General features: G+C 33.3%; 20 protein-coding genes and 2 pseudogenes. 9 read left to right on the forward strand and 13 right to left on the reverse strand.

The annotated features are described in order from the left end of the window. The 3 genes from infB to ubiA are packed head-to-tail and all read left to right on the forward strand — an operon-like array spanning nucleotide 1 to nucleotide 3,573. On the forward strand, nucleotides 1–2,322 hold the full coding sequence (gene infB, locus ABWU24_RS01135; RefSeq protein ID WP_015588605.1) for a translation initiation factor IF-2: 2,322 nt from the start codon (nucleotides 1–3) through the stop codon (nucleotides 2,320–2,322). A gap of 9 nt (nucleotides 2,323–2,331) precedes the next feature. Then, nucleotides 2,332–2,682, forward strand: coding sequence for a ribosome-binding factor A (locus ABWU24_RS01140; RefSeq protein WP_341815870.1), 351 nt, complete (start codon nucleotides 2,332–2,334; stop codon nucleotides 2,680–2,682). A gap of 3 nt (nucleotides 2,683–2,685) precedes the next feature. Further along, on the forward strand, nucleotides 2,686–3,573 hold the full coding sequence (ubiA, locus tag ABWU24_RS01145; protein ID WP_341815869.1) for a 4-hydroxybenzoate octaprenyltransferase: 888 nt from the start codon (nucleotides 2,686–2,688) through the stop codon (nucleotides 3,571–3,573). A 149-nt stretch (nucleotides 3,574–3,722) separates the two neighbouring features. Here ubiA and ABWU24_RS01150 read toward each other — a convergent pair whose 3' ends face one another. The 4 genes from ABWU24_RS01150 to ABWU24_RS01165 all read right to left on the reverse strand — a co-directional run bounded on the left by ABWU24_RS01150 (nucleotide 3,723) and on the right by ABWU24_RS01165 (nucleotide 12,513). After that, the gene (locus ABWU24_RS01150; protein WP_341815868.1) at nucleotides 3,723–5,456 is read right to left on the reverse strand and encodes a hypothetical protein; all 1,734 of its coding nucleotides are present in this window, start codon (nucleotides 5,454–5,456) and stop codon (nucleotides 3,723–3,725) included. A gap of 387 nt (nucleotides 5,457–5,843) precedes the next feature. Next, nucleotides 5,844–10,322, reverse strand: coding sequence for an ankryin (locus tag ABWU24_RS01155; protein WP_341815867.1), 4,479 nt, complete (start codon nucleotides 10,320–10,322; stop codon nucleotides 5,844–5,846). Nucleotides 10,323–10,324: 2 nt separating this feature from the next. Next, the gene (locus ABWU24_RS01160; protein WP_341815866.1) at nucleotides 10,325–11,275 is read right to left on the reverse strand and encodes a hypothetical protein; all 951 of its coding nucleotides are present in this window, start codon (nucleotides 11,273–11,275) and stop codon (nucleotides 10,325–10,327) included. Nucleotides 11,276–11,856: 581 nt separating this feature from the next. Beyond that, complete coding sequence (locus ABWU24_RS01165) at nucleotides 11,857–12,513, reverse strand: exopolysaccharide biosynthesis protein (protein ID WP_141456732.1); 657 nt, start codon at nucleotides 12,511–12,513, stop codon at nucleotides 11,857–11,859. Nucleotides 12,514–12,892: 379 nt separating this feature from the next. On the opposite strand from ABWU24_RS01165, the gene ABWU24_RS01170 reads away from it, so the two are divergent. Continuing rightward, the gene (locus ABWU24_RS01170; protein ID WP_264704374.1) at nucleotides 12,893–15,151 is read left to right on the forward strand and encodes a hypothetical protein; all 2,259 of its coding nucleotides are present in this window, start codon (nucleotides 12,893–12,895) and stop codon (nucleotides 15,149–15,151) included. Nucleotides 15,152–15,330: 179 nt separating this feature from the next. Here the strand turns inward: ABWU24_RS01170 and ABWU24_RS01175 are convergent. Further along, nucleotides 15,331–16,294 (reverse strand): IS630 family transposase gene (locus tag ABWU24_RS01175; RefSeq protein WP_264704656.1). Its coding sequence is split into 2 segments (ribosomal slippage): nucleotides 15,331–15,879 and nucleotides 15,881–16,294, totalling 963 coding nucleotides; the frame shifts between segments, so codons are not numbered across the junction. A 302-nt stretch (nucleotides 16,295–16,596) separates the two neighbouring features. Here ABWU24_RS01175 and ABWU24_RS01180 point away from each other — a divergent pair. The 3 genes from ABWU24_RS01180 to ABWU24_RS01190 all read left to right on the forward strand — a co-directional run bounded on the left by ABWU24_RS01180 (nucleotide 16,597) and on the right by ABWU24_RS01190 (nucleotide 18,929). Further along, nucleotides 16,597–17,052, forward strand: a complete 456-nt coding sequence (locus ABWU24_RS01180; protein WP_141456730.1) for an Hsp20/alpha crystallin family protein — start codon at nucleotides 16,597–16,599, stop codon at nucleotides 17,050–17,052. A gap of 197 nt (nucleotides 17,053–17,249) precedes the next feature. Next, nucleotides 17,250–18,332 carry a hypothetical protein gene (locus tag ABWU24_RS01185; RefSeq protein WP_264339566.1) on the forward strand — a complete coding sequence of 361 codons (1,083 nt, stop codon included), beginning with the start codon at nucleotides 17,250–17,252 and terminating at the stop codon, nucleotides 18,330–18,332. A gap of 384 nt (nucleotides 18,333–18,716) precedes the next feature. Then, nucleotides 18,717–18,929, forward strand: coding sequence for a plasmid pRiA4b ORF-3 family protein (locus ABWU24_RS01190; protein ID WP_141456728.1), 213 nt, complete (start codon nucleotides 18,717–18,719; stop codon nucleotides 18,927–18,929). Between the two features lie 117 nt (nucleotides 18,930–19,046). On the opposite strand, the gene ABWU24_RS01195 is transcribed toward ABWU24_RS01190, so the two are convergent. After that, the gene (locus tag ABWU24_RS01195) at nucleotides 19,047–19,559 is read right to left on the reverse strand and encodes a hypothetical protein (RefSeq protein WP_353274300.1); all 513 of its coding nucleotides are present in this window, start codon (nucleotides 19,557–19,559) and stop codon (nucleotides 19,047–19,049) included. Between the two features lie 41 nt (nucleotides 19,560–19,600). On the opposite strand from ABWU24_RS01195, the gene ABWU24_RS01200 reads away from it, so the two are divergent. Continuing rightward, a protein-coding gene (locus ABWU24_RS01200; protein WP_353274778.1) for an IS5 family transposase occupies nucleotides 19,601–20,393 on the forward strand; the annotation gives its coding sequence in 2 pieces (ribosomal slippage) (nucleotides 19,601–19,864 and nucleotides 19,866–20,393; 792 coding nt in all). 7 nt (nucleotides 20,394–20,400) lie between these two features. Here ABWU24_RS01200 and ABWU24_RS01205 read toward each other — a convergent pair. From ABWU24_RS01205 to ABWU24_RS01235, 7 genes and pseudogenes are all read right to left on the reverse strand, one after another. Beyond that, nucleotides 20,401–20,922, reverse strand: coding sequence for a hypothetical protein (locus ABWU24_RS01205; protein ID WP_353274301.1), 522 nt, complete (start codon nucleotides 20,920–20,922; stop codon nucleotides 20,401–20,403). Between the two features lie 66 nt (nucleotides 20,923–20,988). Beyond that, nucleotides 20,989–22,476, reverse strand: coding sequence for a recombinase family protein (locus tag ABWU24_RS01210; RefSeq protein WP_341815865.1), 1,488 nt, complete (start codon nucleotides 22,474–22,476; stop codon nucleotides 20,989–20,991). Further along, nucleotides 22,469–22,909 (reverse strand): DUF2924 domain-containing protein, encoded by a 441-nt coding sequence (locus ABWU24_RS01215; protein WP_341815864.1) that lies wholly within the window; start codon nucleotides 22,907–22,909, stop codon nucleotides 22,469–22,471. Before ABWU24_RS01215 ends, ABWU24_RS01210 begins: the two co-directional genes overlap by 8 nt. 4 nt (nucleotides 22,910–22,913) lie before the next feature. Then, a complete protein-coding gene (locus ABWU24_RS01220) occupies nucleotides 22,914–23,366 on the reverse strand; it encodes an ankyrin repeat domain-containing protein (RefSeq protein ID WP_338481571.1) in 453 nt (150 codons plus the stop codon). Between the two features lie 38 nt (nucleotides 23,367–23,404). After that, nucleotides 23,405–24,133 (reverse strand): ankyrin repeat domain-containing protein, encoded by a 729-nt coding sequence (locus ABWU24_RS01225; RefSeq protein ID WP_265039209.1) that lies wholly within the window; start codon nucleotides 24,131–24,133, stop codon nucleotides 23,405–23,407. A gap of 167 nt (nucleotides 24,134–24,300) precedes the next feature. Beyond that, nucleotides 24,301–24,519 (reverse strand): annotated as a pseudogene (locus tag ABWU24_RS01230) (phage tail protein); the annotation flags it as partial. Between the two features lie 13 nt (nucleotides 24,520–24,532). Beyond that, a pseudogene (locus ABWU24_RS01235) lies at nucleotides 24,533–25,136 on the reverse strand (IS630 family transposase); the annotation flags it as partial. Nucleotides 25,137–25,195: 59 nt separating this feature from the next. Between ABWU24_RS01235 and ABWU24_RS01240 the strand changes: the two are divergent. Beyond that, nucleotides 25,196–25,988, forward strand: a protein-coding gene (locus ABWU24_RS01240; protein ID WP_341815401.1) for an IS5 family transposase whose coding sequence is annotated in 2 segments (ribosomal slippage) — nucleotides 25,196–25,459 and nucleotides 25,461–25,988 — 792 coding nt in all. Because the reading frame shifts where the segments join, the coding sequence is not laid out codon by codon here. Nucleotides 25,989–25,998: the final 10 nt, after the last annotated feature.

A 25,998-nucleotide genomic window follows, 5' to 3' on the forward strand; every position in this document is an offset into this window, starting at 1 on the left:
ATGAATAATGAAGATATCAGTAATAAAAAATTAACCCTACAAGGCTTAAGCAAGCTTAAATTAGACATTAATTTAAACTCTTTAGATAGTCAAAGTACTGGTACTACAATAGTAAAAAAAAGAAGAAAAATTCATTCTGCAGAAGAATATAGTTTATTTGACGAGAGTAAATTAGGCTCTTTAACTGAAAAAGAACAAATTTCCCGCATTAATGCTGTACAGAATGCTACTTTGCTGAAAGAAAGGAATCAGAGAGAACAAGAAGAGAAAATAAAAAAAGAAGAAAGCAATCAAGAAGCTGAAGATAAAAATGAATCACACTCTGTACCTAAAGAAATAAATAAGGAAGTTTTAAGTAATACTAACTCAGTTGAACAAAAAGAAGATAGTATTGAACATGAGAACAATGATAAAAAGTCTTTTAAAGCTAGCAAAGATATATACTCTAAGCATTCTAAGCTAGTAATTACACAGGCAATAGATGAAAGAAATGCACACCTCCCTGTATTTAAGCAAAAATTTGGTATAAGAAGTAAACAATCAAAGTTTACTAAGGGTAAAAATATAGCAAGAGAAGTTATTATACCAGACAAAATAACTATCAGGGAATTATCTATTCGTATGGCAGAAGATAGCAAAAGTGTGTTAAAAATGTTTAAAGAAGAAGTTGGTGAGAATTATAGAGTAGATGATACAGTAGATCCAGATATAGCATGTGAAATAGCAAAAAAATTTAATCATACGGCTAAACGAGTAAGTGATGCTGATAAAGAAAAGAATTTACTCTTCATAAGCAACAGAGAAAACTTACCTAAAAGACTCAAACCACCTATCGTTACTTTTATGGGACATGTCGATCATGGTAAAACATCATTACTCGATGCATTTCGTGAATCCAATGTTGCAGAAAGAGAGTCAGGTGGCATCACTCAACACATAGGTGCTTATCAATTAACGACAAAAAATAAGCAAAAAATTACCTTCATTGATACACCAGGGCATGAAGCGTTTACTGCAATGCGTGCACGTGGTGCCAATATTACTAATATAGTTGTAATAGTAGTTGCAGCTGATGATGGAATCATGAAACAAACAGTTGAAGCAATAAACCATGCAAAAGCAGCAAATGTCTCTATTATAGTTGCCATTAATAAAATTGATAAATCACAACCTGGCGATGTAGAAAGAATAATTAATAGTTTGCCTCAGTATGACCTCATCCCCGAAGAACTTGGTGGTGATGTTATAATTGTGCCAGTATCAGCAAAAAAGAAAATCAACTTAGATAAACTAGAAGAGGCAATTTTATTAATTGCTGAATTAATGACGCTAGAAGGAATAGAGGATTGTCGAGCACTTGGATGGGTAATAGAGTCCAAAATAGATAAAGCTAAAGGAATATCAGCTACATTAATAGTTGAAGAAGGAACATTAAAGATTGGTGACATATTGATAGTTGGTACAACATACAGCAAAGTACGCAGTATGATTAATCACCTTGGTCAAAGAGAAAAAGCGGCACTACCTTCTACTCCAGTTGAAGTTACTGGTTTAAATGGTGTACCAAATGCTGGAGATAAATTTGTTGTTGTAAACTCTGAAAGGCAGGCTCGTGAAATTGTTGAATACAGGTTAGAATTAATCAAGAAAAAGCAAGAAGATTTAGACGACAGTAATTTAGATATATTCAGTCGTAATAATAGTGAAACAGAAGAACTATCTGTAGTTTTAAAGTGCGATGTAACTGGTTCTATTGAAGCAATATCAAGTTCAATTGATAAGCTTGGTAAAGACCAAGTAAAATTAAATATTCTACACAAAGCAGTAGGAGGAGTAACAGATTCAGATGTGCTGCTTGCAGAAGCATCAAGCGCAGTAATTTTAGCCTTTAATGTAAAAGTGGATTCAAAAATAAGAGAATTAGCAAAACAAAAAGGTATAGAAATACATACTTACAATATAATATATGAGCTTATTGAAGACATGAGGATGTATCTAACTAAAATGTTAAAGCCTGTTACACGAGAGGTTCGTGTTGGTTCTGCATCTGTAAGGCAAATATTTAATGCATCCAAAGCCGGTAATATAATCGGATGTTATGTCACTGATGGAGTTATAAAAAAAGACTCTTTAATTAAGGTAGTACGTGGCAGCAAATTGGTGCATGAAGGAAAGTTAAAAGCACTACGTAGATTTAAAGATGACGTTAAAGAAGTAGGTGTAAACTTTGAATGCGGAATATCGCTAGAGGGTAATATCGATATTAAAGTTGGAGATATTTTGGAAGCTTATCAATTAGTGCAAGAAGAAAGGACGTTATAGTAGTTGAATATGAAAAAGGAAATTAGAAACCTAAAAGTAGCATCGGTATTACATAGGGCAATATCAAAAATCTTAATGGAAGGTAATGTTCTTAATGAAAAAGTAGTAGTATCTGATGTAAAGCTAAGCAAAGATTTGAAGAAAGCAGATGTATATATTGTGTTATCTTCATTGAACATCCAAAATGGTAATGCTGATATCAGCACTGTTGTTAATGAAATGAACCAATCTGCATGGTCAATACGTAAATCTATATTGTGTTATGTTGATTTGCGATTTATACCTGAGTTAATTTTCAAGCCTGATTTAGCATTCGATAATTTTGTCAATGTAAGCAAAATATTACATAATCACACTTAATTAATGTATTTCAACCATTATTTCTCATTAATGAGAATACACAGTTTAACAGGTTTATGGCTTGCGCTATTTCCTAGCTTAAGCGGCATTCTTTTAGCCTCAATTTCTCTATCATATCAGGCTCTTTTTCTCCTTGTTTTGTTTACTATAGGTGCATTTTTAATGAGACCCGCAGGGTGCATAATCAATGATATCTTCGATAGAGAAATAGATGCGCACGTTGAACGAACAAAATATAGGCCACTTGCAAGTGGTGCATTAAACATAAAGCAGGCTTTGGCTTTACTTTCACTGTTACTGTCTATTGCCCTGGTAATCTTATTATTAACCAATAAAACTACTCTTATACTTGGAATAATTTCAATGTGCATGATAGTTATCTACCCCTTGCTAAAGCGTTACGTTTTGTGGCCACAATTGTTTTTAGGGTTTACTTTCAACATGGGATCACTCATGGGTTCAGCAGCAATAACAAACCAGATTAGCATAGAATCCTTGCTATTTTATATAGGATGCGTCTTTTGGACGCTTAGTTATGATACTATATACGCTCATCAAGATAAAAAAGATGATGAGAAATTAGGAATGAAATCTACTGCATTATATTTTGGCAATACAACAAAATCTTGGTTGAAAAGATTTTACTTAATATCCTTAATGGCATGGTTGTACGCTGGTATACTATCATCATTAAATAACATCTTTTATATTGCTTTACTTGCCATAGGATTCATATTTCACCACCAACACAAAAATTTCAATCCAGACGATTCTAATCAATGCATGTCCATATTTAAAAATAATTCCCAGATAGGACTCCTGCTCTTTTTCGGTATCCTTTTAGATAGAATTGTAAATTCTACTTTTGTATCCGTTCAGATGCATGGCTAATGTTAAATAATATAACCATTTCCAGCAGTAAAAATCAGCTAATGAGAGAAGTGTTTATTTTGGATGTGCTGGTCTATTAAATGTTCTACACAAATTTTCCTTTATATCAAATTTATTTTTTGATTTGACACACTTTTTTGAATGTTTTCTCAGCATTTCATTACCTTCTCTCTCTTCTCTCTTTCTCCATTTCCTGGCTCAATATTTACACATGACATTTTTCTTTGAGGATGCCTTGATAGTGGTTCATATCCAGAAGGTCCTGGCTGTGATTTTGATAAATCTTCTATTGCCTCAAATTTTCGCTTTTTCACTTGATAAGATTCATCTACTTCTTGACGGGTACTATAAGGGAAAAGGTTTGACTGCACCGTATCAAGCATTTCCTTACTACTATAGTTTGTCACAGCTTCAAGACACACCCTTTTGAACTCCTCAGAAGAATATGCATGGCTCTCAATTATATGGGAAGAAAGCATTTTATGATTATAAGCTGCTAACATTGCATATTGTTCTTTTGGCGATCCTGCTTTATCTAATAGAAATTCTAACACTTCAATATCAACTTCAGCAGCAGCTTCTCTAAATGCTTCATAATTATTGGCCGCCAACATTGCATGTCGTTCTTCTGGTGATCTTGCTCTATCTAATAGAAATTCCAACACTTTAATGTCAACGTTAACAGCATTTACCCTAAACGCTTCATAATTATTAGCCGCCAACATTGCATGTCGCTCTTCTGGTGATCCTGCTCTATCCAATAGCAGCTCCAACACTTCAATATTACCTTCACTGGCAGCTATTCTGAATGCTTGACAAGCATTAACCACCAACATTACATGTTGTTCTTCTGGCGATCCTGTTCTATCCAATAAAAACTCCAATGCTTTAATATTACTTTCAGCAGCAGCTTCTCTAAATGCTTCATAATTATTAGCCGCCAACATTGCATGTCGTTCTTCTGGTAATTCTGCTCTATCCAGCAGCAGTTTCAACACTTCAACATTACCATTACCGGCAGCTACTCTAAATGCTTCATAATTATTAGCTGCCAATATTTTACTCTGTACATCTAGTAATTTCGCTTTATCCAATAGAAACTCCAATATTTTAATATTACCACTGTCAGCAACTGCCCTAAATGCTTCATAATTCTTCACTGCTAACATTGCATGTAGTTCTTCTAGTGATCCTGCTCTATCCAGCAACAACTTCAACACTTTAATATTACCTTCACTGATAGCTTCCCAAAACGCTTCGTAATCATTAGCCGCCAACATTTTATTCTGTACATCTAGTAGTTTCGCTCTGTCCAATAGAAACTCCAACGTTTCAATATCACCACCATCATTTGCAGCTACTCTAAACGCTTCATAATCATTAGCCACCAACATTTCACGCTGTACATCTGATGATTCTGTTCTATTCAATAAAAGTTCCAGTACTTCAGTGTGCCCCGCATAAGCAGCTTTTCTAAATGCTTCATAATTATTAGCTGCCAACATTTTATACTGTACATCTAGTAATTTTGCTCTGTCCAATAGAAACTCCAATACTTTAATATTACTTTCAGCAGCAGCTTCTCTAAATGCTTCATAATTCTTCACTGCTAACATTGCATGTAGTTCTTCTGGTAATTCTACTCTATTCAGCAGCAGCTCTAATACTTCAGCATTATCATTACTGGCAGCTTCTCTAAATGCTTCATAATCATTAACTGTCAACATTTTATTCTGCACACCTAGTAATTTCGCTCTGTCCAATAGAGATTTCAACGTTTCAATATTACCTTCAGCAGCAGCTTCCCTAAATGCTTTATAATTATCAGCCGCCATTAACATTTTATATTTAATATTTTTCTGTGATTGTTGTGTTTCGTTCATAAATTACCTCTAACCTAGAGATACATTATGCAGCATAAATACTTAATATTTTTCAACATTACTGTACTTACATTTTTAAGCATTATAAATGCTTGTATTTTTTGTATACTTCTTCGATTTTTGCTTTCTTTAGGAAAATTTCTATTGCACTTTTATCATAAGATAAGCATAAACTTTTCTTACCATAATTTTTCTTTTCCATTTTTTAATGAATTAGTATTACATATTGCTAAAAATTTAAACAATATAACCATTCTCGGCGCTCAAAACTAAAAAATGTGAGAATTGTTCGTTTTAGGATGGGTTAGTCTACCAAGTGATACATATACATAGAAAGAAAAACAAATAATACTATAGACTTAATATAGACTGAGACTGAGACTATAACTATATACATGATAAATTAACTATAGCATCTTGCTGATAGCTAAGATCAACGTTGACATCATTAAAATAACTACTTACCTGCTTATTGTCTATTTTTCTCCTTTTAGCTTGTGTATTCCCTATGTCTAAGGGCCTTTTATCTTGAGACAGCAAATCTTCACTTGATGAAGTATTGACTGAAGGATAATAGTTGCTACTTTCTTTTGCATACATTTCTTTTAAGATTGAAACACCTTGAGCATTCAAATCAGATCTTTTAAATTGTAAGAGTGATTCTCTTTTTTCTATCTCATTTTTTAAATATATTAATCTATCCTCACCCCTAGTAAACAACTTTTGTATAGCATCTACAGTCTCCAAAGTATCAGGATGACTTATCCCTATAATTTCCTCCTGTATTTCTTGCAGCTGTTGAAGTTCCTGTAATGCTCTTTTCCTTTCTCCTAAATCAGAATGTAAAAGAGCTATATAAAATTTGACAGATAGTACTATAGCAGCACTCTCTGAAAACTCATAGTCTTTTTGCAGCTTCAGCACTTTTTTAAAATATTGTAACGTTCTATTGCTTAATGTTTTCCGAAGCCCTTCATCTATATTCTCTTCGATGGAATAAGGAGCAGGTTGCAAGTACTGACTATCTTCTTGATTTTTCAGAACATCTTGCAGCTGCTCAAGTAAAGCTTGTATACTCAACTTGGGTGATAAATCCTCTTCACATGGTAGCATTCTTTCATTTATAGTTACTTTTTTTCTATCTTGACTTATAAAGAAACACGCTAAGGCATAGGCATATTTTTCATCTAAGTTATAAAATTCATACGCTTCAGAAGGATAAATATAAGGATCACCATGAGATTTAAAATCATTTCTTTCAAGGAAAATTTCATCTCTCAGTTGTCTTACATAGTACAAAATCGTAAAAGCCTCAGTATACTTTTTTTGCATTACGAATATTTTAGCTACAATAGTTGCTACATTCAGATATTCTTCTATAGATTCCAGAGCTTCTTCGTCAAATAACCTCGTGACTATAAAGTCATTACGTTTAACGTATGACAATGCTTCTTTATAATTTTTTTGTTTGAGATAAGTAGAAAGTATTTTTTTATCCAAAGCAATAGGAGAGAATGCACCATTTGTCTTCTCTAATTTTTTTAAATCTAGAAAGATTGTTAACGCTCTATTATACCATCCTAAACTAGCTTGCGCACAGGCGAACTCATATTTAATTAATCTTGAATATCCATCATCTACAGTAAGTAATTCATATGATTTTGACGCAAGATTGATAACTTTTTGATACTCACACAACTTATTTAAGCTACTTAAGACTAAACAAGGAAAATTCTTATTTTCCCCTATTAGATAGTCATATTTTTGACTATGCTCAAACAAAGATAAGAGATGACTTACCTCTAAAAAACCTCCTTCAGTTTCAGATACCAGTCCTATGACACAGCTTAATATTTGTTTTTCCTCATCTATATTAAGCTGTGAACGTATTGCTTTTTTTATTAATTCATGCATAATATAAACTTTGTATTTATCTTCCTCTTCTGAATAAATCATAGAATACTGTTCTAGCAATTCGAAAACGGAATATAGCTCATCCTCATCTCTGATCCAGGCAAGAAATACACTGGGGTTAATTTCACTACAACCAAAATAAGCCATAGCATTTAAAATTTTGAAAACTTCTTCTCCGGAATACATCTCTTCTATTGCTTCTATCGAAATTAGTGATGTTATTTGTAATATCCTAGCGTATTCATTTTGTCCAGTGTTTCGTGGAAGTTTCTGATCGAACTTTTCATACTGTATTAAATATTCACAAATTCCAAATGCTTCACCCAAAGGACTTGATCCTTTGTTCTTTATACACGCTGCTGCTAGCTTTATAGCTAATGGAAAACCTTTAAGCTTTCCTACAAGTGCTTTTATTTGTTCATCTTGTGATCCATCTACTATCTCTAAAATTCTTTTGACAAGTTGTACAGCGTGTTTTTCTCGAAGACTATCTAAAGATACTTCTGATATATCTTGATAATCCAGATCAGAAGAAGTAAACAAGCAATCAAAACCACCTCTTTGACCTCTGATCTTTAAAATCCTCTTTAGATCTTCTTTTTTAACTCCCTGAAAAAGAAAGAGGCATTTTTTCCTTTCTTTATTTCTTTCTCTTTCCATACACATGCTTAGCCTATCTCGGACAAGGGAAGCAAAAGAACTTTCTATAGACAATATATCTTGAGTATTTACCTCATAGGCATGAAGATAAACTCCTTTGTTTTCTTCAACAAATTTTCTAGCTAGTTGAGTTTTGCCAATGCCAGATGGACCTACTATTGCTACTGCCCCTTCCTGTAATTTCTCATATATCTCATCTATTTGTTCATCCCTTCCAGTGAATTCCCCTACTGGAGCGCACACATCCTTTAAATTTATTTTTCTAAACAAAGACACTAATCCTTTTTCACTTGGTACCTTTATACGAGACCAAAGGTTCCTAGGTCTTGCTGTACTAGTGCACTGTAAGTCGGAGGAATTGACATAGTCTTGACAAATTGCTTCAGTATGGCTTACAAATGTTTTTTTCACTTTTTGACAATAAAGTGAATTTGATGTTTTTTTTAAATTCTCTTCCATCAAAGATATAATTTTACTATTTTTTTTAGCTCTATCTAGTCGGTTTTTGCTGTTTGTTGCCTTTTCACTTTCTCTCAACTTCGCTGTTTCTTTGAAGGATTTCATATGTACATTAAAGCTTTTTTTACGGTCTTGACGATAAGGTAAGATGTAATTGCTTAAAAAGCTTACCTCCAGTTCAATATGGGATTTAATTTTTACTATACAGTTTTGAATTATTTTCGTGCTTGGCACTTGAATTTCCTGATTAATAATATTAAATACCTCTTTCACGATTTTCTTAAAGTCTTGTGAATCTAAAGTATAAAGATAGTTTTCTGATCCCTTATTTTTAGCTTCTATTCCAATATATGTTGTGTCTTTTCTTTCACCAATAAGAAAACGACGATAACCATACTGACCAGACTTATCTTCGTTATTCCTTCTATAATAGACAAAAGAAGATTTCTCCTCTCTTATAATTTCAATATTTTCATATAAATCTCTAAGGCTATAATTTTTCTTTCCATACTTTACTATCTTGTCAGGTACCTCTTGCGAGTATTTATCAGAAATAAGAGCCTCAGCTATCCCTATACAATCCAATTTTTTCTTATGCTCTTTCTGAGTGTAATATTCAATTATCTTATCTATAGTATCATCTGCTATCTTTGAAACATGATCAAAGCCTATTTTCTCAAACTGCATTTCAAAACTTTGAAAAATATTGCATCCAGCATCCACTAATATTTTTCTAAAATCCAGTCTATATCTTTTAAACGTCTCTATCATATCTGATAGACTAACAAAACTTTTTGTTTTTTTTGTTACATTACCTACTTTCAAAGATAATCTCATATTAGACACCATCCTTTCACCTGTATACGCTGAAATTCCAAAAATGCACCGAACAAACCCATCAATGTTAATTTCTTGTGGAAACATTCTTTTTTCTTGCCTCAGCATATTCCCAAATGCATCGTATGCAGCAAGTTTAATTTCGAATAACTGTACAAAACTTATAACAAAACTTATCAAATTTGAATGCTCTATTTGGTAAAATTGATAATGCTGCTCTTCCTTATAAGATAAGTGTATTTTATTATAATATTTTCTCTGTTCATTATATATACGATCTTCTGAGCCTTTTTGAGATACTATTATCATAGTCTCTAGTAATTTAGATATTGTATATATTTCATATTCTCCGCCCCAAGCTCCAGGTACTTCCATACATTCTAAATAAGCTTCGAACATAAACTGCTGAAGTTGACTACATTCTTGCATCTTATCAAGCTCAGTGCGAATTCTCTTTACTTCATCTTCATTAAAGAAATCAGGCTGGAGCTTATTAACATCAATATTATACTGCTTAATTTTTTTATCATTGAATTTACTTTTAAACTTTTCTTTAAAGATACCTGTTATAAAATAACTTTCATTCCAACTTTCAAAAAAATCTGTCATATTAATTTTTGTTTCAAGTACTTCTCGGTTAGAATACATTGCATGAATGACTTCAATACGGAATACTTTCGTTACTAACTTCCTTAGTGTGTTATTCCCATAAACATTTATATTGTCTTGTATTAGCTTTTGCATTGCCTGTACATCATAACCTTCTTCAAATAGTTTTTTAAACCTCTTATAGAAAGCATAATCATCAAATTTTACGGGAGTTAAGTAAGCTAAAGCAACAGACCAAAATAAGCAATTACCATCTCCTGGTACATCAACTTCTTTATACGAAACAAGAGGATGCATTATCTTAGCAATATCTTTCCTGTTATTCTCTTCAGCAATATCTATAGGAGTCTTTCCTTCATTATTTGAAATATCAACATGTGCTCCCACTCTCAGTAAAAACTTAACAGTTTTTGACTCCCCCTTATAAGATAAGCAGCAATATGTAAAGGTGTATCATTATGTTCATTAACCTGAAAATTAATATCTAGCCTTGGACATACTTTGAAAAAATCTTGTAGCTTTACAACCTTCTCATTTTCTGAAAGACTACAGTCTTCTATAACACTGGTAAATCTTTTGTGTAATTCCTCCACTGTATTTTTTAAAATTGGCTCAAAATGAAAACTTCCAATACTTAGTATATGTATAGTATCTTTTTCATTGTAAATTTTTTTACTAAGAATTTCAGAGCTTAACACATTCTTTTGATAACCTTCACTATCAAGAATGTTATGTATAGGTACATTTTTTCCATCAATAGTGGTTGTTACTTCAATTAAATGCAATCTTATCTTATACTCATTACAAATCATTTTCCCCTCAATTTCAGGCCTGCCACATATAGGGGCTCGTAATCTACTTCCATACTTTAGGTCAGTTAATTCTTTATATAAGTGTGGTCTTTCATCTTTCATTTTCTCTATATCTTTAACAGTGTATTGCATGCCAACCAAATAAGTCTCCCATAAGACATCATTATTAATCTCAGGCAATGGAAGTGCTATTGTAGTATTGCTAGAATTTTTAGTATCTTCTATAATTTTATCTTTCATTTTTTCTTTATTGTTGAAAGCGTGCTTACCACAAACCTCTCTCAAAGATTTTACAGTACAGTTCACATCAGGTTTAATCTGTCTAAGACCTTGTACAACTGAATCAAAAAAACAATCTTTCCCATCAATTGATTTTCCTATTGTAAAATCTTTTGGCAGCTTCAAGTCACTTTGAATGCTAGTACCTTCCCTTTGACTTTTTATTGACTTAGATTGACCAGATATTTGCTTAGAAAAACTTGAATTTTTTTCTGAATGATTTACAGAACACGATGCGCCATTGAACATAATGCAACCTTCAATACTGATTATATCAAATATAACACATTATGGTTAATAGAATTAGCTAAACAAGAGTTTTTTAGCATTTTATTTGAAATACATAGTTTATGCTTTTAAAACTTGAGTCAGTACTTACAAATAAACTTCTGTTTTTTTACTGCAGCGTACTCACTGCTCCTTTCTATTTCTAAATAAATTAATATTATTTTAATTTCATACATCACTAAAAACTGAGTAATACATCCACTTTCAGCAACCAAAACTTCTGCCCGTGAGAAGTGTTCCTCTTGGAATCAATTGGTCTTCCAAACGATACATACGAACTTTTTTATATGGTGATTTTATTATACGCTGAAATCACCTATATTGCCTTACTTTCGCTAAATCTACATATGAACTGTTTTGCCTAACTTTGTTGTAAAAATTCCAAGCTTTTACTTTTAAAACGCCGCTTTTGTTTAAATTGTTCTCACAACAGTACGTACTTTTTTATGCTTTTGAGACACAAACAGTAAACAAAAGAATTTGCTTCCACACTGGTTGCCATGGTATTTCTATAGAATATCTAATTTGCTAATAGCTCAAGATTAACCGTATGCAAAACTCTTGAGAAAAGAAAACGCACTAATTATAAGCTGTGGACCTTTTACTATTACAATAAGAGCAAATAATATTCCACACAAGGATACCAACACTCCAAGTATCGAGACAAGCCCGTCTTTATTCATAATACCAAGTGAAATAAGAGTCGTACCGATTGCTGGAATGAAGTGAGTCAACGGAAACGGATTGGCTATCACCAATACGCAAACCAGCATTATAAATGCCAAAATCTTTTCACCTGGCCCACAGAAGATAAAAGACATTCTCGGTTTCATGAACTTTTCTATTTTTTTTAATGCAGGTAAAGTTTTTTTAACCACAAGGGCTAATGTTGAACGTTTAAAGGATTTCCTTTCCAACCAACGTGGCATCCAGGGAGAATGAAACCCAAGCAGAAGTTGTAATGAAAACAAGATTAAAGGTATAGAAAGAATAGTTGTATAACCAGGTGGAACCGGTATAGGCACCGATAGCGGCAAGGAGAAGATGATTATTAAAATACCAAAACCACGTTCTTGTAAAGCTGTTTTAATGTCAAACAATGTCACTTTATCACTATCAGCAGTACCAGTACCTGCAACCTCTTTTAGAATATCAGATGCTAATTTTTTATCTTCAGTCAAATTCTTACCCCTTTTCACAATTACCTTTTAACCAAACGACCCAATAATTAGCATAATCACTACTATAACACAACATCTATTCTTGATTTAACTGATTCATTCCTCTTTGAATTTCATACTTATGGTCTTATCTGTTTCGATACAAATTTTCGTTATTAGAAGATAAATGAGGTATATTATGAATTTGCTTAAACTCTTCAATTATAGGCAAAAAGGCCCTTTATACTGTACTAATAATGGTATTAGCTACGTGCTTTAACGTTATTATAATATTTTGCATATAAACCTATTTTATAAAAATTCACAATATGAATTAGTAAATAAATTATGTTTAAATCAGTTGCGTATATAGTAAATATAATGCATTGTGTGCCTTTGTTAATAGAAAGGTATAAGTATGCCTAGTTCAAGGCAGGTAGTACAATATAACTCATTTGATAGTAATAACCTTGAAGACACTACTTTGCCTTGCGTATTTAAAGATTTTACGATTACTTCTGAAGAGATATTTGAGATTGGTAGTGAGGGTAACCAAGTAATAGATAATTCAGATGGTGAAATAGAAAGGCTGCAACAAGAAAACTTTGATCTCAAGAAAAATGAAAAGCTCTTGGAATGCTATAAAGGTATAGCGGAAGAGTATGATCAAGAAGTGAGTGAGCTCAGCAAGAAAAATCAGATCCTAGAAAAGAAAATTAAAGAGCTTGAAGCTCAATTACAAAGAAAAACAAGAGAATTAACTAAAAATGGCCAAGAAATTGAACAGCTAAAACAAGAAATAGAAAAAGTATTATTGGACGTGAAGAATAAAAATGACATAATAGGGAACTTGGACAGCAAATTAGAAGATATGAAGAGTGAAATACAGATGATAGACAAAAAAAATGAAGAGTTACAGCAAAGGTTAAATTTGGTTGAATCTAACTCAAGTAGACTAAGAAAAGAAAGTGTAGTGCTGGTAGACAGTATAGAGGATTTGAAGAGTAATTATGAAAACCAGATATTAGAAAAAGATAAGGAACTTAATGATGTAATAGGCCAGCTCTATGTTTATTTATCAGAGCGTGAAGAACTGTTTGCAGAATTTAGTTCATTGCAGAATGAAAATGAGAGTTTAAAACAGAAAAACTTCTATATTAGTAATGAAGTGTCTCTTGAAGATGAATTAAACAAAGAAAACGTAAGAAAAGAAATAGTAAGACCTCAGTCTACAACAAAAGTGGAAATGAGGCGTATCAATGATAATGATGACCAGGAATCAATATGGCTATATAGAGAAGCAGAAGATTATCAAACAGGTGAAGATAAAAAACCTAAAAATACTAACTACGACATTGGAGTATGGAATGAAGATGACGATGAAAGTAGCGATGATCAAAAATCAACCTGGCTGTACGAAAAAGTAGAAAACAATCAAGATTATCGAACAAGTGAAGACAAAAACCTTGAAAACACTGATTACGATATTGAAGTATGGAATAAAGATGACGATGAAAGTAGCAATGATCAGGAATCAACTAGTGAAAGTGACTATAATGTTAGCTATTGCTTTGATTATGATGAAATTGTTGGTAGGACCTACGGTCAACTAGTCTACAATGCAAACATAATACGTAAAAAAGATTCTTTTTCCTTAGCAAAAGTAAAATTAAGAGAAAGAGAAAGAGAAAAATATGAAAGTATTTGGCAAAAAATAGATAATATTCATGATGAATTGGATGCTTTGGGTAACTATGGTAATGAAGAGGATTATGAAGAGTGCAATAAAAGACTTGATAAAATTGTAAGCGAGGCGCTGAAACAAAGAGTAATGTTCACTCTTCCGTATAAAGCTAATATATCTTTAGTGGATCGCATAATTGATACATTGCAAAAGCTATATTTTTCTTACGATACTACCCGAATTTATGGATTTTTAGATGAGAAAAAGATATTGCAAATAGTATCAAGAGGTGCGTCTTTAAATAGATTTAGCGATGAAGAACATGGCGATTTCGTGAACATAATTTGCTCAGATAGATACGCTCTAGATCAACGAGAAAAAATACTTTTAGAACTTAAGGACTTGGTGTACAAAAGTATCGTAGACGTAAGTGTAAAAACTGATGATCATGATTTTGAGTTAGAGATGGACAATGGACACTTTTGTATAAAATATCCAAAAGATAGTGTTGTCGAAGTTGCAAGAATATTCAACAATAAAAAAGCTAAAAATTTAGGTCTGGAAATTGGTATGCTTCAAGTTGGAGAAAGTATAGTTAGAGTTGAAAATGAAGAAGGAGTTAGGAATTACACCGACATTTCGGAGGGTAGAATTGAAATGTCTTTTACTACTTACTTTGGGAAGGTCAGTGTTTATTTATCTCCTAGTGATAGAGATAATAATAAAATAGAAGTAAAGCTCGCCAACGAAGAAAGCATAGCACGTTTTAGTAAGTTGGAGGATAAATCAAGTTTAGGGGGGAGCTGTCTTTTAGGAGGAAAAAATGTTTCTATAGGCATAGAAGATGGTTATTTTGAAATAAACAGTGACGTTTCTGAAGAGTTAGCTAAAACTATGAAACAGTCAGATTGTACAATAGAAAAATCATATGTTCCATCTAGCTTTATGAAAGAAGCTTATTGCAATCAGTTAGTAAATGAAAGGGGAATTTAAAAATCAGGCTCAAATATTTCAAAAATAACCATTCAAAGCAGCATTTTTTATACAACTTCGTTTTCAATCTATCTGGAAAGAAGATATCAAGTATTCAAAGTCCAATTCGACAAATCCATAGTCCATTCTTCCTCTAGCTTTTTTATCACTAATCCAAAATTTAGGTATAATACCAAATATCATAAATAAGTAGGCAAATAACTCACAGAACAAATAGTTTTGATCGAACTTTCCGTAATATTACGAATGAATGCACATATAGTATCCTCCAATAAACTAACAGAGTCATATATTCTATTTTTAATGAGATTGTCTTTCAAATATTGCCATAAACGCTCTACTGGATTTAACTCTGGTGAATATGGAGGTAAGTAGATTAAGGTAATATTTTGTGGTATTTTTAAACCTTTGGATCTATGCCATCCTGCACAATCCACAATAAGAAATGCCTCCCTTGTTCCTAAATATTGTGACATCTGCTCAAGGAATATATTCATACAATCAGTATTGACGTTTGGTGCGAATAAACTAGAAGTCTCTCCATTTCTAGGATTAACTGCACTATAGAGATAAAAGTTTTGCCTACCTAATTTCACCTTAACCTGTGTCCTAATGCCTTTTTTAAACCACCCGTGTCCAATCTTTGAATGTGTGCCAAACCGCGATTCATCGAAGAAAAATAGCTCTTTTTCGGGATACGTGACAATAGTTTCATTAAGATTTTTTTTTAAACTTTTCTTGTTTATTTTTATCCTGTTTATTGTGCACAGGCCTTGGAGTAATATACGAAAAACCTAACTTTTGCATCAGTCCATGTGCTGTAGACTTACTTACCTCAATAGAAAACATTTTCTCAATTATGATTTTTAATTTCTTAGCCGTTAGGTTGGCTCCTTCTTCTGCTATGACATTTTTAATTTCTTCTTGCTGCTTGTAGCTCAACTTCGGCTTTACTCCACGTCCTGGTTGTATTTTAAACGCATCGACTCCTCCTTCCTTAAATCTTGTAATCCACTTCATCAATGTAGTTCTAGTAATTCGGTATATTTGAGCAACTTTTGTTATTCCATATTCTTTTCCAGATATTATTGCCTGTAATCTTCTTCCTATCTCTCCTCTTATTCCGTGCTTCTTTAATTCCAGGTTACACTTATTATATCATTCTTCTCCTATTGCTTTACTTTTTCCTGCCATAACTCCTCACTAATTCTTAAATTGTTCTATTTTAGAAATTTTTCTTTATTTGTCTATTTATTTTTAGGAATTGGTATTAGTTTATTGGAGGATACTATATGTGCATTCATTCGTAATATTACGGAAAGTTCGATCAAAACTATTTGTTCTGTGAGTTATTTGCCTACTTATTTATGATATTTGGTATAAGGTATTGAAACTAACAAGTGGAATGATTACATAATGCACATATTAGTGAAAGGAGGTACAACATGAGTAATATAGTTCATTCAAATAAAAACAATAACCGTGATAACTTTAGTGTAAGAGGGTTACAAAGGGCCGTTGATGACATATTTGATAGCTTCTTTACAGGATGGAATCCAGAGCTTTCCAGAAGAAGCAACAGTCTATTACCAGCTTGTGACTTTTATGAAACAAAGGAAAGCTATTGCCTCTCATTAGAGTTACCAGGTATTTCCAAAGAAAGCATAGATATTAGTATATCTGGCGATAGCTTAATAGTGAAGGGTGAAAAGACATGTGATAACGAGTCAAAAGATAAGCAGTTTTATCATCGAGAAAGGTACTATGGCTCTTTCTATAGGTCTATTCAGCTTCCAGTAAATGTGGAGCGAGATAAAGTATCTGCTAGTTTTTCAGATGGAGTATTACATGTAACCATACCTAAGTCAGAGAAACACATCAAGAAGATTGATGTAAAGTAACCAGTAAGTGGTAGCAGGCTTCTAGTTTGAGGCTTGCTATTTTGAATCATTATAGATAGAATATAATAAAGTTCTATTGTCTTTGCGTATTTGTTGTACAGATGGTGTAAGGCCTTTGTTGCGTTTAGGTGTTGTTAATAATCTATTAATGGTTCTTATGTTATAATCAAGTTTAGGGGCTTTAATAAGTACGGACTATGACAGAAGCAAATCCAATAGTTACGTTGAAGGTTAAAATTAAAGAATTTAGCTTTAGTAAATTAAAGGCTGGCGAGAGCAATAAATCAGCACACTCTGGTGAAACAATGTATTTCGATCTTCCAAGAATGAACTTTGTTATTAATGGAAAGATTATAGATACAGTTTTAACCTCTGTGTTAATGGAAGGAGCGAAATATCGCAAAAGCAACCTTTTTAATAGTTATGATATATATAGCGCTGAAGCCGCAAGCAAAAAACAAAGAGAAATAGATAAAGATCATGGCAGGGCTTTTGTTAATTCAGTCCTTAAGGATCTTGAAAAAGAACTTGCATATAACGCGTTAAGTGAATTGTGGGAAAGTCATTGTGAAAATCCTGAAATTCCTGATTATCAGAAAACCAATTCGTACGGTAGAGATTTTGAGAGATTTTACAATGCTGGAAGAGAGCATATGCATCTATTACTCAAAGTAGGAGATGAGAATAAGAACTACCGACCATTTGTAAAGGAAGTTTTTAAGGAAATGTTTAAATATGCTGAAGCAGAAGTTCCGAGTGCCCCTATCTTAGAAGAACTAGTTACTAATTGTAATCAAGCAGGATACTTAGCAGGTATATTTATTGAATATCACTCTGCACTTAGCAATTATCGATTAACAACGCAAGACCCTGACAAAGTAATGAATATTGATTACACTGACCATAATAACATAAGAGTAAAGTCTGATATGGAAATACCTGTAATCAAATTTGATAATCCAGGGGAAAAAATATGTGGTCTATCCACCTCACTGGAATTTACACTTGAGTCTCAAGATGGAAAAGATGGTGTAACCTATAAAGACGGTAAATTATCACTCACTGTTCCCAAGGAATTAAAAAATTATAAAGAAGGAGATAGAAACTTGCTCTCTATTATTAGAGAATACTTTCAAAAATTCTGTGAAAAATTGGGATTTAAATTTGAGATGGAAACACAAAAAATAGAGCATGATTTAGACGATTTGCCGAAAGTAAACAGTCATCTTCAAGGCCTAAGAACGCCTATTTCCAGCAACGACCATATCATCGGTCATTAAAAGTAAGTATGTGTTGTCAGAACGAATGAAAGTTCAGTTAAGCTTTTTCTAAAGTATAGCATTTCTCCTAATAGTCCGAATAGGGTAAGATATGTGGGTAAGGTTATGTTTGACTTGTGTTGTTTTTTTGCTATTGGTTAATTTAATGTAAGTTAAAGATAAATTAAGTGGATAAGAAAAAGAAAGTATACTTATTTAAAGTTTCTCTAGACAAAAAAATCTACCGTGAGATGGAATTGAAAGCTGTCTTTATAAATTTGCAGAAACTATCATAAAGGTCTTTAGTTTTGAGTTAGATCATTAATTTGGTTTTTATAGTAACATAAACGATATTTATGAAAGTAATGAAGTATACACTTTATTTTATAATACTGATTATAGTTTATGCCTAATGAAAAAAGCGTCAAAAATTCTTATATCTACAAGGTTTTTGAGCCAGATAAAAAAATGATTTTTCTTTTTGATTATGGCGATAATTGGGAATTTTTAGTAGAATGTTGTGGCATTATTGAAGCAGAAGCTGGAACAAGATATCCAAAAGTTACTAAAAAGCAAGGAGAGGCTCCTCCACAATATCCTGACTACGAAGATGAGTAGTGTAAACAATATACCTATTAAGTTGATGGATTGCCTTGAGGAAAATAGCAGCAGGTTTAGTACTTGGTTAGTAAATTAGAAGTATTTCTTAGGAAATTATTTTAATATCTGTGTTTTTTAGGAATGTTCTCTTGCGTTGGATCGGAAGAGCTCTTCTACCTTCTCTAGCTTTGTACTCGGTTCTAGGGTACTGTACAACGCAAAGCTTATGCATGCCAATCCAGCAATCACTCCAACTGTTCCTATAGTAGGCATTTTCATAATATGTGATACAATACCACTTACCAGTAGCACCACCCCAACAGCACCAGTCAGAATCGCTCTCCGTTGCATTGCTTTTGTTGATGATTCTTCATCTGCAATTTTGAAAGATTTATCGTTAACACAAGGGTTAGAAGAAAAGATTCTTAAAGCATTCAGCTCTTTTACCACCGTTCTTCCTGAGTTAGCGAAATTCCCTTGATTTTCTTCATTCCTTTCATAATCTTCACCATTATTAATCTTCTTGCACGGCTGAGTGCCAGTTTCTGCGGTTTCTTCTTGTTGTTCTCCATAAAAATTTTCTTTATTCTTATCCGAAACTTCTTCAATATCTTCTGAAATATTATAAGAGCCTGTACATGATCTCAAAAAAGAAATAAAATAAGAGGATAATATAGATAGTGAAGGATATGAGAAGCTCATACCCAAGCGACATAAGTCGGAAAAAATTTGAGATTATTGTAAAAGATCTAGAGTCTTGCAGGAAAAAAACAAAACCAAGAAAACTTGATTTGTATGAGGTATTTTGTGGAGTATTGTACGTCTTAAAAAGCGGTTGCCAGTGGAGAATGTTACCAACAGAATTTCCAAAATGGCGCAATTGTTACGATTATTTCAAAAAATGGAGTGAAAAGCCAGATACAGCTAAAGAAAGCATTCTAGAGCGTGTGTTAAAAAAAAATAGTTCGCGTGGTCCGACAAAACAATGGTCGGAAAGAAAAAACCAGCTTTTGCATAATTGATGCACAGAGTGTAAAGAATGCAGATACTGCCAAAGAGAAGGGCTATGATGCTGGTAAAAAAATCTCAGGAATAAAGCGTCATATTGCAGTAGATACACAAGGTTTGCCGCACGCAATTTATGTGACAACGGCAGAAATAACCGATCGTAGTAGTGCTGTGAGAATGGTTAAAAGAGCACAAGAAAATCTCTCTGAAGTTAAAAATATACTGGTTGATGCTGGGTATACAGGAGAAAATTTTGCAGCTCAGATAAAAGCAACTATTGGTGCAACTGTTGAGGTAATAAAACGCAGTGAATTACATACCTTTGTTGTATTGCCAAAGAGATGGGTCGTTGAACGTTCTTTTGCTTGGTTGGAAAAGTGTAGGCGTTTGTGGAAAAACTGCGAGCGAAAGCTCAACACTAGCTTACAAATGGTTGTTCTAGCTTTTGCTGTTTTACTCCTTAAAAGATTATGAACAGGTTCTAAGCCACTGATCCTTCCATAATAGTTTCTATTAACGAGTTTTTTTCTTCTTTGTCACTTGTCATATTTGGATTCATCACTTCCTTATCATCCCAAGGCTCAAAACCTTCTACCCTTACTACACCATCTTTAACAGTACTATATGTACGTATTAATTCTCCATGACTTCCTAAGTAGTCCGAGACTATTTTCGTACGATTAAACTCCTTAAAAAGCCCATGTTTTTTAGCTTCTTCTAAAAGATCATTCTCAGCTTGCTTATTCTTGCAAAATCTAGCATAATGTAATAGTGTGAATACGTCTCTTCTACGTTCATATATATCAACTATTAGTATCCACGGAATCTTTCGTGTATCATGAAAGGATTTACTAATTTTTTCACTGATACTTTTACCCTCTTGTATCCTTTTTAATAGCTTAAAAAGCTCCTTTTTATCTTTGCTTGTTAACTGATCTTGATCAAATGGCAACTCATAGGTTATATCTGCTTCATTAGTTTTTCCGGTAATTAGTTTTCTCATATTATTTTTTTCTTTGTATCTCTTATGTAGCTAATTTGTATTAGTAAAGTATTAATCGTGTGATTTTTAAATCGCTAATTTGCAAAATTTCTTCATCTGCTCACTCCACAGCATTGGTATTTCCCTCAATTCAACTAACTTCAAACCCTTTGGCTGCCTCCCATTTACTATGTCTTCTTTGATCTTTGGTGCTAAATAATTTAACCTTAAAATTTGTTGTATACGTCTTGTACCTATATTAATTTTGGCACTTAGCTCTCCTACGCTTGCATATTTTCTCTCTTCTAGCTGACGTTTCCATAGGTGGGCTCCTACCACTGCTTTCAGTAACGCATTGTTTGTTTTACCTTCTGGCTCAATCACTGTACATTTATTTCCTTTCTTCTTCATTATTGGTATAAATTCCACCTTATCCTCCGAACCCATTTCTATTCCATCTTCTTTTACCATTACTCCTTTTATTAACTTTTTCACTACTTCTTTCTGTTTTCCAAAACTTAAATTTTTCCACTCTTCCGCTTTTTTTCCCCATTTTTCATATAGCTGTTCAGCTTTCTTCATCACTTCTTTTTCCACTTCTCCCGCTACTATAGTTCTGTTTATTGATTCACAACCTTTTCCCCTTAAGTGATTGTTACATATGTAATATCGATATCTTTTATTTTCTTTTTTTGAGTATGTCAGCGTCATGTTCACATTACAACTCTTGCACTTAATTATTCCCCTAAGTAGCGCTTCCTCATATTTTGCTTTTCTATATGGTTGATTCTTTATCAATTCCTGCGCTTTTTGCCATTTTTCTTCCTCTATTATTGCTTCATGTTTTCCTTCATACTCTTTCTCATAATGCCGTATTTTTCCCATATATATTGGATTTGTTATTATTCTTCTCACCGTCGCTTTTTTAAAGATATCTGATTTCGTATGGTACCCTTGGCTATTTAACTCTCTTGCCAACTCTGCCATTGACTTCAGCTCCAAATATCTTGCAAATATATGCTTTACTATTTTTGCTTCTTTCTCATTTATTATTAATTCTTTATCTTTTACATCATACCCAAACGGCAAAGTTCCTCCCATCCATAGTCCGTGTTCTTTTGATGTTGCTATTTTATTTTTTACCCTCTCTACTATCATTTCTCTTTCTAGTTGTGCGGCTCCTGATAACACCGTTTGTACGAACTTTCCCATTGGCGTATTATTGTCAAATATCTGCGTTACTGCTACAAAATTTACTCTATGTCTTCTAAAAAATGATGTTACTTCGATGCTGTCTTTTGTTTCCCTTGATAATCTATCTAGCGTATATACTACTACACAATCTACTTCTCCTTTTTTTACATCTTCAAATAATTCCTTTATTGCTGGTCTTTCTAAATTCTTTCCTGAGAAACCTCCATCGTCGTACCTTTTGGCCAATGCTACCCAGCCTTCTTTGCTCTTTATGTACTTCTCACATGCTACTCGTTGCGCATCTAAACTGTTAAACTTCTGCTCTAGACCGTCTTCATTTGACTTTCTCGTATATATTCCACATCTTATCCCTTTACACATTTTCCCTTCCCTTTTGATCACGCAAACCAAATAGGAGCGGCCCATTGTAACTCATTCCCATTATTTTTCCGGCTACTGCTGATAATGATGTGAAAAATTCTTCTCTGTAGATTAAACCCTTATCTGTTACCATTACTGCGTGAGTCTCTTCCCCTCTCTCTAATATTAGCTCTGTTCCCTCTACTGGCAGTTTATCGCTACTTATTCTTTTTCCCTTCTCTAGCCGATCTGCCAGATACTCTAGTCTTTTTGTCCCCTTTCTTGACATTTCTCCATACGCTTTTTCCTGCATTCTATAAGCTAATCTTGGTATCAGATATTTCTTTGAGTATCTAGGCGCCTTTTCCCCAAATACCTTCTTCCACGTTTTTCTCAGCTCACCCAAAGGTTTTCTCTCTAAATTCATTACTTTCTTTTCTATTTCTTCCTCCATATTTTTAGCCTTTCATAAATAACTTTTCAATTCTGTCTGTTTCTTTCTTTAATACCTCGGTTACTTCTTTACTATAATCCATTGCTGTCATTCCAAATTTATCCGCTTGCTCTATTTCTCCTCCAGCTTTCACTAGCTCCTCCACTATTTCTTTTTCACCTACCATGCACGCAAGGTGTAGAGGTATGCATTTATTTCCATATTCCTCAGCATTTACGTCTGCTCCTGATTTTATCAATTCCCTCACGATTTCTAGACGTTTCTCCGTTACCGCTAGGTGCAGTGCTGTGTATCCTTCTATATCTTTAGCATTCACATTCGCTCCTTTTTCGACTAATAACTCCACTGTTTTTACCTCTACTGCATAATGTAGAGCTGTTCTTCCATTCTTGTCTCTTGCATAAATATTTTTATATGAGTTCTCTAATAGTGACTCCTCTTTTCCTTTTTTACTCATGACCTACCTCACCTTTTCTTTGAATTTAAATCCCTTTTCTAAGCCCTCCTTTTCACCACCTCATCTATCATCTCATTTACTTGGCTCATTATTTTGCTTGCTAAATTTTCACATTCTTCCTTTATTAGTGATTTGTCTCTCTTTCTTATTTCTTCTATCTCTATTATTTTTAGCTCCGGCATATAGCTCCCATTCAGCATGTCTGCTATTTCTTCCACTATCCTCTCTATTCCATAGCACGTCAGTTCTCTACTTTTTGTTATTCCTCCTTTTTCTCTCAGAAATTTACTCGCCCTTTCACTCTCTTTGCTATCACATAGACGATACTTTTCACTTTCCCAAATGTAATACATTGGTGTTGCACCATATTTATTCAGTTGATTAACCTCAGCTCCTGCTTTTACTAGCTCTTTTATTATTTCAACTCCTGCTCCTCCTATTTTGCATGCAGAGTGTAGTGGCGTACATCCAGTGACATATTGAGTGGCATTTACTTCTGCTCCTTCCCTTAGCAGCACTTTTACATTTTCTAAGCTTTTCGCAAATACTGCACAGTGTAGTGGTGTATAACCATTTTTATCTCTTGCATTTACCTCTGCCCCTTTTTTTATTAATAACCTCGCTGTTTTGTAATCAGAGATTTCTACTGCTTGGTGCAATATCGTCTCTCCTTCTTCATTTCTTTTATTAATGTTTTTAAACCCGTTACTTGATACTTCTTTAAAAAACTTACTAAAAGATTCTCTCTTTTCTTCGCTAAACTTCATACTTACCTCACAAAATTAGCTTTTCTAGCGCCAGATAAATTTCTTATGTTTACCTGCTGCTATTTAATTCATGTCCTTTTTAGCATAAGAAAGCAAGTCCTTTTCTTTTTATTTCATACACTTTAAACTATTGTTAATATAATATATGAGGATCTAAATATAAGTACTTAACTTATTAGAGATATTACTTGACTATTTTTCCAACTTCTGTGCAAATGTCGATGTTCATGCCACTTTAGTACTCCTGGGTAAAATACTAAAATGTAATTTTCTAATTCGTGTATTGAGTCTTTTTGCTCTAAATCATTTTTATAGTAAACGTTGTGTTCTGCTAAAACATATTTTCTGACCTTCTGATCTGTATAATTTTTTGCTTTATAGTTGTGATACCAAAATCCATTACTGACCGAACAAATAAGAAACATTACAAACTCGTTTAATAGTAGTACTGGAAATATTGACAATAAAATTACACAAAACATCTTCAAGTAAACCTATGGTATCGTAGATACTATTGCGTAAAGTATTGTATTTGATATATTGCCACAACCTTTCAACAGGATTCAGTTCCGGTGAATAAGGAGGCAAGTATATGATGGTAATGTTTTCCTGAATTTTCAAACTTTTTGATCTATGCCAACTTGCACAATCCATTACAAGAAAGGCTTCTTTCGTGCCTAAATCTTTCGACATCTGCTCCAGAAATATATTCATACAATCAGTGTTTACATATGGAGCAAGTAGGCTAATTTTCTTACCACTTCTTGGATTTACCGCACTGTAGATATAGAAATTTTGTCTACCAATTTTCATTTTAACCTGTGTTCTGACCCCTTTTTTAAACCATCCGTGTCCGATTTTTGAATGAGTTCCAAATCGTGATTCATCAAAAAAATACCTCCTTTTCAGGGTGGGAATTGACTATTTTATTGAAGTATTTTTTAAACTCTTCTTGCTTGTTTTTATCTTGTTTATGGTGAATTGGCCTCGGTGTTATGTAAGAGCCTGTACGTGATCTCAAAAAAGGGATAGAATGAGAGGATAAAGTATATAAAGTAGGATATGCGAAGTTTATATCCAAGTGATATAAGTCGAGAAAAGTTTGAGATTATTGTAGCAGATCTGGAGTCTTGCAGGAAGAGGACAAAGCCAAGAACACTTGATTTATATCATGTATTTTGTGGAGTGTTATACGTCTTAAAAAGTGGCTGCCAGTGGAGAATGTTACCAAAAGAGTTTCCAAAATGGCGGAATTGTTACGACTATTTTAAGAAGTGGAGTGAAAAAGCAGATGCAAATAAAGAAAGTGTTCTGGAGCTGGTATTAAAAAAAAATAGTTGGCGTGGTCCGACAAAACAATGGTCGGAAAGAAAAAACCAGCTTCTGCATAATTGATGCACAAAGCGTAAAAAATGCAGATACTGCTGAAGAAAAAGGCTATGATGCAGGCAAAAAGGTTTCAGGAATAAAACGCCATATTGCGGTAGATACACAAGGTTTACCCCACGCAATTTATATAACAACGGCAGAAATAACTGATCGTAGTAGCGCTGTGAGAATGGTTAAAAATGCTAAAGAAAACCTATCTGAAGTTAAAAATATACTAGTTGATGCTGGCTACACAGGAGAAAATTTTGCAACACAAATAAAAGCAACTATTGGCGCTACCGTTGAAGTAATAAAGCGAAACGAATTACACACCTTTGTCGTATTGCCGAAAAGATGGGTTGTTGAGAGATCTTTTGCTTGGTTGCAAAAATGTAGGCGATTGTGGAAAAATTGCGAGCGGAAACTCAACACTAGCCTGCAAATGGTCGTTCTTGCTTTCGCTGCTTTGCTTCTGAAAAGATTATGAACAGGCTCTA

Origin of the sequence: Wolbachia endosymbiont (group B) of Hofmannophila pseudospretella (assembly GCF_964028515.1) — a bacterium.
In the GTDB taxonomy this organism is placed as follows: domain Bacteria; phylum Pseudomonadota; class Alphaproteobacteria; order Rickettsiales; family Anaplasmataceae; genus Wolbachia.

Coding starts and splice junctions, on each gene's coding strand:
- infB (WP_015588605.1), top strand. CDS start 1: ATGAATAATGAAGATATCAGTAATAAAAAATTAACCCTACAAGGCTTA.
- ABWU24_RS01140 (WP_341815870.1), top strand. CDS start 2,332: ATGAAAAAGGAAATTAGAAACCTAAAAGTAGCATCGGTATTACATAGG.
- ubiA (WP_341815869.1), top strand. CDS start 2,686: ATGTATTTCAACCATTATTTCTCATTAATGAGAATACACAGTTTAACA.
- ABWU24_RS01150 (WP_341815868.1), bottom strand. CDS start 5,456: ATGAACGAAACACAACAATCACAGAAAAATATTAAATATAAAATGTTA.
- ABWU24_RS01160 (WP_341815866.1), bottom strand. CDS start 11,275: ATGTTCAATGGCGCATCGTGTTCTGTAAATCATTCAGAAAAAAATTCA.
- ABWU24_RS01170 (WP_264704374.1), top strand. CDS start 12,893: ATGCCTAGTTCAAGGCAGGTAGTACAATATAACTCATTTGATAGTAAT.
- ABWU24_RS01180 (WP_141456730.1), top strand. CDS start 16,597: ATGAGTAATATAGTTCATTCAAATAAAAACAATAACCGTGATAACTTT.
- ABWU24_RS01185 (WP_264339566.1), top strand. CDS start 17,250: ATGACAGAAGCAAATCCAATAGTTACGTTGAAGGTTAAAATTAAAGAA.
- ABWU24_RS01190 (WP_141456728.1), top strand. CDS start 18,717: ATGCCTAATGAAAAAAGCGTCAAAAATTCTTATATCTACAAGGTTTTT.
- ABWU24_RS01205 (WP_353274301.1), bottom strand. CDS start 20,922: ATGAGAAAACTAATTACCGGAAAAACTAATGAAGCAGATATAACCTAT.
- ABWU24_RS01210 (WP_341815865.1), bottom strand. CDS start 22,476: ATGTGTAAAGGGATAAGATGTGGAATATATACGAGAAAGTCAAATGAA.
- ABWU24_RS01215 (WP_341815864.1), bottom strand. CDS start 22,909: ATGGAGGAAGAAATAGAAAAGAAAGTAATGAATTTAGAGAGAAAACCT.
- ABWU24_RS01220 (WP_338481571.1), bottom strand. CDS start 23,366: ATGAGTAAAAAAGGAAAAGAGGAGTCACTATTAGAGAACTCATATAAA.
- ABWU24_RS01225 (WP_265039209.1), bottom strand. CDS start 24,133: ATGAAGTTTAGCGAAGAAAAGAGAGAATCTTTTAGTAAGTTTTTTAAA.